At 61.3% G+C, this 7,614-nt stretch carries 7 protein-coding genes and 1 pseudogene; all 8 read left to right on the top strand.

What is annotated here, in order from left to right; translation table 11 throughout:
- The coding region (gene lnt, locus ACY69P_RS11735; protein ID WP_462327599.1) for an apolipoprotein N-acyltransferase at positions 1–1,254 on the top strand (1,254 nt) is incomplete at its 5' end.
- 67 nt (positions 1,255–1,321) lie between these two features.
- Positions 1,322–2,432 (top strand): peptide chain release factor 2 gene (prfB, locus tag ACY69P_RS11730; protein WP_404844890.1). Its coding sequence is split into 2 segments (ribosomal slippage): positions 1,322–1,396 and positions 1,398–2,432, totalling 1,110 coding nucleotides; the frame shifts between segments, so codons are not numbered across the junction.
- Positions 2,419–3,285, top strand: a complete 867-nt coding sequence (locus ACY69P_RS11725; protein ID WP_462327598.1) for a GGDEF domain-containing protein — start codon at positions 2,419–2,421, stop codon at positions 3,283–3,285. The genes prfB and ACY69P_RS11725 overlap by 14 nt, the downstream gene beginning before the upstream one ends.
- A 15-nt stretch (positions 3,286–3,300) precedes the next feature.
- Positions 3,301–4,128, top strand: a complete 828-nt coding sequence (locus tag ACY69P_RS11720; RefSeq protein ID WP_462327597.1) for a MinD/ParA family protein — start codon at positions 3,301–3,303, stop codon at positions 4,126–4,128.
- 108 nt (positions 4,129–4,236) lie between these two features.
- Entirely contained in the window at positions 4,237–4,512 is a 276-nt protein-coding gene (locus ACY69P_RS11715; protein ID WP_404844887.1) for an HU family DNA-binding protein, read from the top strand.
- Positions 4,513–4,518: 6 nt separating this feature from the next.
- On the top strand, positions 4,519–5,418 hold the full coding sequence (locus ACY69P_RS11710; protein WP_462327596.1) for a UshA-like (seleno)protein family 2: 900 nt from the start codon (positions 4,519–4,521) through the stop codon (positions 5,416–5,418).
- Positions 5,419–5,493: 75 nt separating this feature from the next.
- Entirely contained in the window at positions 5,494–6,348 is an 855-nt protein-coding gene (gene dapF, locus ACY69P_RS11705; RefSeq protein WP_462327595.1) for a diaminopimelate epimerase, read from the top strand.
- Between the two features lie 44 nt (positions 6,349–6,392).
- Positions 6,393–7,268, top strand: a pseudogene (gene dapA / locus ACY69P_RS11700) (4-hydroxy-tetrahydrodipicolinate synthase); the annotation flags it as partial.
- Positions 7,269–7,614: the final 346 nt, after the last annotated feature.

The following is a 7,614-nucleotide window of genomic DNA, read 5'->3' as shown; positions in this document are numbered from 1 at the left end:
GGGCTGTACACGGGCATCTTCGCCGCGGGAATCCGGCTGGTGCAGGAAAGGCTTCACTGGCTGGCAACGGGGCTCTTTGCCGCCGCGCTGTGGACGGCCCTTGAGGCCTTGCGCGGCTGGCTGTTTACGGGCTTTGCGTGGCTTCCGCTCTCCAGCGCGCTTGTCCCAGTACCGTGGCTTCTGCAGACGGCATCGCTCATTGGCGCCAACGCCCTTGCGGGCATCATTGCCGGGAGCATTTCCATGCCCGTCGCCGCGCGTGGCAAAGCCGCCGCTGTGGCGGTGAGCGTTGGCGTGCTGGCCACCATCAGCGGATATGGAATGATGCGCACCGCCCAGCCCCTGCCTTCGGACGGCAGCATCAGCGTGGCGCTGGTGCAGGGCAACATCAACCAAGCCCAAAAGTGGGACGTCACGTTCCAAAATGGCACCGTAGACCGCTACGCCACCCTGACCGGGGGCGCACAAACCCGCGACGGCAACACCCCGGACCTCATCGTCTGGCCCGAGACGGCGCTGCCGTTCTATTTTCAGGAAACCAGCCTCATGAGCGCCCGCGTGCGCAAGCTGGCGCGGGAGGGGCACACCCATCTGCTCACCGGCGCCCCCGCGTACACGCCCATTCCGGACGGCGGCGGCTACCGCATGCACAACCGCGCCTTCCTCATCGGTCCGGACGGCTCCAACGCGGGATTCTACGACAAGGAGCACCTTGTTCCCTTTGGCGAATACGTGCCCTTTGGCGAGTATCTGCCCTTCCTGAACAAGCTGGTGCAGGGCGGCGGGGACTTTGTGCCCGGCATCAAGAGCACGCCCCTGCCCGCCGGGCAGATGGATATTGGCGTCCTCATCTGCTACGAAACAATTTTCCCGGAACTGGCGCAGGCCCGTGTGGCGGCCGGGGCCAACCTGCTGGTGAACATCTCCAACGATGCATGGTTCGGCCACTCGTCCGCGCCCTTTCAGCATCTGCAAATGTCCGCCCTGCGCGCCGTTGAGCAGGGACGCTGGCTGGTGCGCGGCACCAATACCGGCATCTCCGCCATCATCGATCCCTACGGACGCATCCACGCCCACAGTTCGCTCTTCCGCGCGGAAAGCGTTGTGGCTTCCGGTGTGGGCCTTATTTCCGTCATGACACCATTTCACCGCCACCGCACAGCCATCCTGACGGCCAGCTTCGCCCTTGCGCTCATCCTTGGCGGCGTCGCCTGCCTGCGCCCCGCGCGGGAGCAGGTGCGCGTGCTTGATTGACAGCCGCGAATCACCTATACTCTTGGGTTCTTCCAAGACATTCAATCCAAAGGATATATTTCCGACCATGTTGCAATATCACGATCTCAAGGCTCAAGGCGGCTCCCTGCTCAAAGACTTTGAAAGCCTCTGGGGGCGTCTTTGACCGGAACCAGAGCAGAGACCGGCTTGCAGACATAGAGATGGAGCTGTCGCGTCCCGGCGCATGGGATAACCCTGAAGCGCTGACGCCTATGCTTCAGGAAAAAAGCCACCTCTCCAGCCTGATGGAGCAGTGGGACGCCCTGCTGGCGGCCAAGGAAGACCTTGACGAATGGCTCCTGATGGCAAACGAGGACCAAAGTCAGGATGTTCTGGAAGCCCTGCAGGAGCAGGTGAACCTGCTGGCCGAGCGCCTGCAGGAAGCCGAACTGCGCACCCTGCTGGCCGAACCCGCCGACGCCGCCCCCGCCATCCTTGAAATCCACCCCGGCGCAGGCGGAACCGAGGCGCAGGACTGGGCCGAAATGCTGCTGCGCATGTACGTGCGCTGGGCCGAGGCCAAAAGTTTCAAAATCAAGACGCTGGATCAGCTTCCCGGCGACGAGGCAGGCATCAAGTCCGTCACGCTGCTCATCGAAGGCACCAACGCCTACGGCCTGCTCAAGGCCGAAAAAGGCATCCACCGTCTTGTCCGTATTTCGCCTTTTGACTCCACGGGCCGCAGGCATACGTCCTTCGCCTCTGTTGACGTCTACCCCGACGCCACGCAGGATGTGGAAATTGAAGTCCGGGACGAGGACGTGCGGGTGGACGTCTTCCGCGCCAGTGGCGCGGGCGGCCAGCACGTCAACAAAACCAGCTCCGCAGTGCGGCTGACCCATATCCCCACGGGCATCGTCGTCTCCTGCCAGAACGACAAGTCCCAGCACCGCAACAAGGACTCCGCGTTCAAAGTCCTGCGCGCCCGCCTCTACGAGCGGGAAATGCGCAAGCGCGCCGAACAGCGGCAGGCCGAATATGCCGACAAAGAGGCCATCGCATGGGGAAGCCAAATCCGCTCCTACGTCCTGCAGCCCTACCGGCTGGTCAAGGACCACCGCTCCAACACGGAAATATCCAATGTTGACGCGGTGCTGGACGGTGATCTGGATACCCTCATCAGAAACTACCTGCTGAGTATTCATGCCCAAAAATAAGACCGCCGCGACCATCGACGTCGACTACGACCCCCTTGTGCGGGAGCTGGAATCCCTGCGCAGGCTGGTGCACAGCACCCACGAGGACTTCTCCGCCTGTGACGCAAAGGACGGTGTGCTTGGCATACTGCGCCTGTGTCCGGGCCTGTCCTTGGACCAATGGCCCACGCTGGCGGAAGAATATGGCCTGCGCGAATGGCTCGCCCTACCCTTTGGGGAGGGGGACTATCCTTTTCTGGAGCATCTCCAGCAGACGCTGGAAGAGCTGGCCTATCAGACGGAGCACGATCCGCTCACCAGCCTGTTCAACCGCCGCGCCTTTGAGCGCAGTCTGGAGCAGGAGCTGGAGCGCGCCCAGCGCGCCGGGTCGTCACTGTCCGTCGTCATGTTGGACCTTGATGACTTCAAAACCGTCAACGACACCTACGGCCACCCCTGCGGCGACGAAGTGCTGGTGACCCTTGGGCGGCTGATGCTGACCCAGACCCGGCGCTACGACGTTGCCGCGCGCCTTGGCGGCGAGGAGTTTGCGCTCCTGCTGCCCGGAACCGGCCTTATCAAAGCGCGCGCCATGGTGGAACGCCTGCTCGCGCGCATGCGCGAAACGCAGATCCCCTGCCCCGGAGTGGACACCCCCATCTCCGTGACCTGTTCGGCAGGGCTTGTCACATATAAAAGCATGGCCGAAGGCACGCCGCCAGACCTCATCGCTCTGGCGGACAAGGCGCTCTACTCCGCCAAGGCTGCCGGAAAGGACACGGTCGTCACCGCCCCGTTGCAGGATGTGGCCGCACCGTCCAAAGCGACGCTTGTGGAAACCAATGAAAAGAAATTCCTGTTCACGGGAAACTGATCCAAGGACATGGACATGACTGACAAAAAGAATAACGCGATCAGCTTCTCCATCGTCAGCGGCAAGGGCGGTGTCGGCAAAACCAACCTCGCCCTGAACCTCGGGTATGCTCTGCACAAAGCCGGGCACCCTGTTATGCTGATGGACTGCGACCTCGGGCTGGCCAATCTGGACGTTCTGCTCGGCCTCACGCCGGACAAAAGCCTTCAGGACCTGCTGACCGATGACGCCAAGGCCAAGGATATCGTCGTTCCCATCGAGGAATCCAACTTCGACTTCCTCCCCTCGGCGTCGGGTGTGCCCGAACTGATCGACCTTGACGAGGACCTGCAAGGCCTCATTTTCGATAAGCTCAACAGCATCATCGGCGGATATGATTTTCTGCTGATGGACATTGGCGCGGGCATCAGCAAAACCGTACTGCGCTTTGCCGCCATGTCGCAGGAGCGCGTGGTGGTCATCACGCCCGAGCCCACCTCGCTCACTGACGGCTACGCCCTTATTAAGGTACTGCACTCCGAATACGGCGTGGACACCTTCAATGTGGTGGTCAACCAAGCCGCCTCACAGTCCGAGGGCCGCAAGGGCTTTCAGCGCCTCAACGCCGCGTGCGAGCGTTTTCTTGGCATTACGCTGAACTACGCGGGCACCGTACGCAGCGACCCGGCCGTGGCCGCCGCCGTTGTCCGTCAGGTGCCGCTCTTAAAGTACGCCCCCTCCTCCGACGCAGGGCGCGATATCCTCTCTTTGGCCATCAAGCTGCGCCGCATGAGGGATAATCTGCTGCCTCATGTCGGCAATCAGGGGGTATTGCAAAATTTTTCCTCAAATGACGCGGAATAGGCTTGACGGAATTCCTCGAAATTCGGCATATTTGCATAAGCAAGAAAGCGCCTTTTTTTTGGCACCACGTGTATGGGGAACACGTATTTTCGCAACCGGGAGGAGACTATGAACAAAAGTGAACTCATCAAGACCCTGGCAGAAAAGAAGAATCTGCATGTTGACGAAGCGGCTGTCGTCGTCAACACATTCTTCGACTCCATCAAAAGCTCCCTCATCCACGAGGAGCGGGTGGAGATTCGCGGCTTTGGCAGCTTCAAAATCAAGGACTACGGCGGGTACATCGGCCGCAATCCGAAAACCGGCGAAATCGTCAAGGTCCGCCCGAAGAAGCTCCCCTTCTTCAGGCCCGGTAAAGAGCTGAAGGAATTCGTCAACAGCTAGGAAGCAATGCCCCGGATTCTCACACTCATACTCCTACTGGCTGCGCTCTCATTCAGCACTGCTTTCGCCGCTCCCCACGACGAGACTCGACTTCAGCTGGTTTACACATCGAATACCTACGGGCATTACGCACCCTGCCCCACCTGAGGCGGCAAGACGCTCGGCGGTCTGGACAGACGCGCCACCCTTTTCGCCTCCGTGAGAGACAATGACAAGCAGGGTGCCCGCTCGCTCTTTTTGGCGGGACCGTTCGAATTCACTCCCTGCGGGGAAGAACCGGACGGTCCCGCATCTCTTGCCCAGTCCCTCAAGGACGCCTACGACCTGCTGGCCTACGACATCGGCTACCTTTCCCCAAGGGAAGCCGACTGGCTTAGCGCAGCAGGCCTTTCGCGCCCAGAGGGCTGGCGCACCGCCTCGGTCCATGTGCAATTCTCTACCGTGGACGTCAACAATGCCTCCATCGGCATCATCTACCTTCCCATGCTCCCCGCCGGGCAGACCTCTGTCCCCCGCTATCTCATGAAAAGCATCGCCGCCAAGGCCAAAAGCCTGCGCAGCCGCACCAAGCTCGTCATCGGCATCAGTCCGTGGGGCTTCATGACGGAAAAGCACTATCTGGACGCCGCCGGGCCTGTCCTCGACGTTCTGTTTGGCGCCGGGCCCGGTCCGGGCCTTGCCGGGCGCGTGGAAGCTGGCGGAAAAACCTTCTGGGTGCGCTCCTACAGCAAGGGCCGCGCCGTGCATGTTCTGCGCATCAACACGTGGCCACGCCACGACGATGCGGACTGGAAGTGGACCCCAAAGAAGAACATCGTCCTTGATTTCCGCCCCCTTCGCGACAACTCCCTGCCCGACAGCGAAATGGCCCGCACGCTGAGGAAACTTTTCCCCAATGCCCGCTAGGGGTTGCGCTTCCTCACAAAACGCGCCACACTGCACCCTTGTCGCAAACTCCCAACCATTTTTCGGATGAGTGCCATGAGCAAACATTCTGGAACTGGCGTGCCTTTCTTCAAGATGCACGGCAGTGGCAATGACTTTGTACTGATAGACAACCGCGCGCTGCGCCTGCCGCAGGCGGCCATGAGCGAATGGGCCGCCCACGTGTGCCCGCGCGGCTTTGGCATTGGCGCGGACGGGCTTATCTTCCTGCAGGACGCGCCCGAGCGGCAGGATGTCGACTACGTGTGGCATTTCTACAATGGCGACGGCTCCCGCGCGGAGATGTGCGGCAACGGTTCGCGTTGCGCCGCCCGCCTTGCCGCCCGCCTTGGGCTGGCTGGCAGCAGCCACGTCTTTGGAACGGACGCCGGCCCCATCCATGCGGAAGTCAATGAAGCCGAAGAACGCGTGAAGGTGGAGTTGACGCCGCCGCTGGACCTCGCCCTTGGCGCAAAGCTGGACGTGAACGGCCAGAGCCTTGATGTCCACTTTGTGAACACGGGCGTCCCGCACGCCGTCACCGTGTGTGACGACGTCGCCGCCGTGGACGTGATGCAGCTTGGCCGCGCCCTGCGCGAGCATGAGCACTTTGCCCCGGCAGGTGCCAACGTCAACTTCATTCAGGTGCGCGATAGAGGCCGCCTGTACCTGCGCACCTACGAGCGCGGCGTGGAGGCCGAAACCTTCGCCTGCGGCACGGGTGCGGCAGCATCTGCGTACGTTGCGCATCAGCTTGGCCTTGTCGGCACGGAGGTGGAACTCACCACGTCCGGCGGCGAGGTTTTGCAAATCTCTATAGAAAACGGTACGGTCTTTTTGCAGGGAAAGGCTGCTATGACGTATCAGGGCGAAATGTATCCTGAATCCATGGGCCTGACGCCTGTGGAATAGAACCGGCGCCTCCGCGCCGGACTGTTGACCCGAGGAGGAGCAGTATGCAGTTCCAGGGAGCGCTTAGCGCCCTTGTGACGCCGTTTCGAAACGGCGAGATCGATGAGGAAACGTTCCGCGAATTCATCGAGTGGCAGATTGAACAGGGCATTGACGGACTCGTCCCCTGTGGCACCACTGGTGAATCCGCCACCTTGACGCACGCCGAGCATGGCCGGGCCATCCAGATTTGTGTGGATCAGGTCAAAGGCCGCGTCCCGGTTCTGGCTGGCGCGGGGTCCAATAACACCCGCGAGGCCGTCGAACTCACCAAATACGCCAAAGACGCCGGCGCTGACGGCGCGCTGCTCATCACGCCCTACTATAATAAACCGACCCCTGCGGGGCTTGTAGCGCACTACAAGGCCATTGCCGCAGAGGTGTCCATGCCCTTCATCGTGTACAACGTCCCGGGCCGCACGGCCCTGAACGTGAAGCCCGAAACACTGAAGGCCATCAGGGACGCCGTTCCGGAAGTCATTGGCGTTAAGGAAGCCACGGGCGACCTGCGTCAGGTTTCCGAGGTCGTTGAACTGTGTGGCGACGACTTCTGTGTGCTGTCCGGCGACGACTTCACGGTCCTGCCGCTGTTGTCCGTTGGCGGATGCGGCGTCATCTCCGTGGTGTCCAACATCATGCCCGCCGCCATGGCTGGCATGTGTAAAGCCTTCGCCGAAGGCGACATCGCCACCGCGCAGAAGCTGCACTACCACATGATGCCCATGTGCCGCGCCCTCTTCTCCGAGACGAATCCCATCCCGGTCAAGACCGCCGCCTCCCTCATGGGCCTGATGACGGAAGAATTCCGCCTCCCCCTCGTCTCCATGCAACCCGACACCCACGCCGCCCTCCAGCAAACCATGACGGAGACCGGCCTCCTGGGCGCCGCTCTTGTGGACGAAGAAGACGAATCCGAAGGCGTTGCCGCTCCGACAGCGTAGCGAGAGCGCGCCCCAAACGGCCCGCCTGCAGGCCAAAGCCTGCACACAGCCACCGCCTGAACGCGCAGACCAACTCACAAAAATCCCCCGGAAGCTGCGCTTCCGGGGGATTTTTATTTCTCATCTGACCTACTAGGCTAGTCCTCAGACAGGTCCAACAATTGCGCATGCCTTGTTTTCACGCTCCATCTTCACTGCCTAGCACAAGGTCACGTGCCATGACGATAAAATCACCATCCGTCCGCTGTACAGCAAATCCTTCAGATGTATAGAACCGTATCGCATG

The sequence above is a fragment of the Desulfobaculum sp. genome, from assembly GCF_054921475.1.
The sequence above is the reverse complement of the archived record's forward strand: the minus strand, read 5'-3'. Positions and strand labels throughout refer to the sequence as shown.

Excerpts from the sequence above, each read along its gene's own strand:
- ACY69P_RS11725 (WP_462327598.1), top strand. The coding sequence starts at position 2,419 with ATGCCCAAAAATAAGACCGCCGCGACCATCGACGTCGACTACGACCCC.
- ACY69P_RS11715 (WP_404844887.1), top strand. The coding sequence starts at position 4,237 with ATGAACAAAAGTGAACTCATCAAGACCCTGGCAGAAAAGAAGAATCTG.
- ACY69P_RS11720 (WP_462327597.1), top strand. The coding sequence starts at position 3,301 with ATGACTGACAAAAAGAATAACGCGATCAGCTTCTCCATCGTCAGCGGC.
- dapF (WP_462327595.1), top strand. The coding sequence starts at position 5,494 with ATGAGCAAACATTCTGGAACTGGCGTGCCTTTCTTCAAGATGCACGGC.